Raw genomic sequence first — 1706 nt, 5'->3', positions numbered from 1 at the left:
CTGCTCTCAACATATAGAGAGAATGCGCGATGAAAACCTACTCCAACTATCAAGAGACAGATAATGATTGACACTGAAAGATTAGCAAAACTAGCTTACGAATCCAAATATACGGAAGAAGGTGATGCTGCATGGAAAGATGCACCATCTTACACTCAGGAAGGCTACATGGCGATAGCAAATGCTCAAAAGGCTTTTGTAGAAGGCGAAATCGAACGACAAGTACATGAAGCCAGTAAACGCATCTCATCTTATGCGATACATCGATTGATTAAGGCGATTCAACCGAGTATGACTCATAGAGAAAGGCTCGCATTTATGGTAGAGTTAATGCTGGATTTATCGGAAGCGTTCGTTGACACTTCAGGTGAAGTCCCTTTTTAACTGGGGGGCTGATTGAGATTGATATGTCCCCCGAAAACTTCTGATGATTACATAGCGAAAAGCCGCCTCTGCGGCGATTACTAAAGCAGTAAAGGAGTTACCAGCAGAGGCGACTCCTTTACAAATTAAGCAGGCGATAGACAAATCTTACCCATTCGGCAGCCGTGAAAATCACCTATACAAAATCTGGCTGGACGAACGCCGAAAAGCATTTTACAACTTAGGCTTAATTGACAAACAGCCCGATAAAAAAGGGCGGAAAACTCGAAAACCTGCTATAAAATGCGACCACATTGTAGAAGGACAATTATCTTTATGGTAAACAAAGCAATCAGCCTGTGGCAGCCCTGGGCGGGCTTGATATCTTTAGGGCTAAAGCAAGTAGAAACCAGGCACTGGGGAACACAATATAGAGGGAATTTAATAATTTGCAGCGCCCAAAAGACCAATCGTGACTTAGAGAATTTATACTACGATACTTTTTGGTATCCATTAAGAAATAAGAGAGAACTGCCACGCTACTGCGATCTGTATTTTGGATATGCAGTAGCACAGTGCAATTTAACAAATTGCATAATCATGACCGAAGAATTTATAAATTCTCAAACAGAACTAGAGCGGGCGGCGGGAGACTGGGAAGTAGGAAGGTTCGCTTGGATTCTCACTGATATTCGTCCGATTGACCCGCCGTTTGAAGTTAAGGGACGACAGGGATTATTTAATCTTTAACAAGACAGACATTGCTGTAACCACTGACAACAAATTCGCTAATGACAAAACATTCAAACGAGCAAATACTAGCCTTTGCAAAATCTGAAATTGAATTTTATCTATCGCACGAATCGGCACATCCTGACTATGAATATGACGACGAAGGCGAAATTATTTTAGATGACATCGGTTGCGTTGGATTCCGTAGCTGCAAAGACTTTAAGATTAAAGATGCAACCATTGACCTAGAAGACGGCTCCACCTTTGAGAATTGCATAGCTAGCGTGATTGTCAAAGTTGATTGGACATGGTCTTCAGAAGGGGAAGATGAAGATGAAGATGAAGAGGATGTAGAGCTACTGATTGAGCTTTGCGATGTAGGTGGTCAACTAAGCGCCAACCGCACCCAAATAGAAAGAATTAATTGATATGGCTGTAACTACTGACTCTAGATCAAATAAATTAATAATTCGCTTTAGAGTAAGTGGATATAGCAAACAATTTTACCTAAATTCTGGGCTAAAAGATTCAGCCAAGAATAGAGCAATTGTAGATTCTCGCTGGGAGGAAATCCAGCGAGAAATTTCTTTAGGTATATTTGACCCCACCCT

At 41.3% G+C, this 1706-nt stretch carries 4 protein-coding genes; all 4 read left to right on the top strand.

All coding sequences use genetic code 11. The features are described from left to right. Positions 1-63: 63 nt before the first annotated feature. The gene (locus tag H6G32_RS26355) at positions 64-384 is read left to right on the top strand and encodes a hypothetical protein (RefSeq protein ID WP_190463709.1); all 321 of its coding nucleotides are present in this window, start codon (positions 64-66) and stop codon (positions 382-384) included. A 315-nt stretch (positions 385-699) separates the two neighbouring features. Continuing rightward, positions 700-1113, top strand: coding sequence for an ASCH domain-containing protein (locus H6G32_RS26350; RefSeq protein WP_190463708.1), 414 nt, complete (start codon positions 700-702; stop codon positions 1111-1113). A gap of 41 nt (positions 1114-1154) precedes the next feature. Further along, complete coding sequence (locus H6G32_RS26345) at positions 1155-1523, top strand: hypothetical protein (RefSeq protein WP_190463706.1); 369 nt, start codon at positions 1155-1157, stop codon at positions 1521-1523. Position 1524: 1 nt separating this feature from the next. Then, a partial coding sequence (locus H6G32_RS26340) for an Arm DNA-binding domain-containing protein (protein ID WP_190463704.1) occupies positions 1525-1706 on the top strand: 182 nt, incomplete at its 3' end.

This window comes from Cylindrospermum sp. FACHB-282 (genome assembly GCF_014697195.1).
Classification (GTDB): Bacteria; Cyanobacteriota; Cyanobacteriia; order Cyanobacteriales; family Nostocaceae; genus Cylindrospermum.
Note: the sequence above shows the minus strand (reverse complement) of the source record. Positions and strands in the feature narration are given on the sequence as shown.

Coding starts and splice junctions, on each gene's coding strand:
- H6G32_RS26350 (WP_190463708.1), top strand. CDS start 700: ATGGTAAACAAAGCAATCAGCCTGTGGCAGCCCTGGGCGGGCTTGATA.
- H6G32_RS26345 (WP_190463706.1), top strand. CDS start 1,155: ATGACAAAACATTCAAACGAGCAAATACTAGCCTTTGCAAAATCTGAA.
- H6G32_RS26355 (WP_190463709.1), top strand. CDS start 64: ATGATTGACACTGAAAGATTAGCAAAACTAGCTTACGAATCCAAATAT.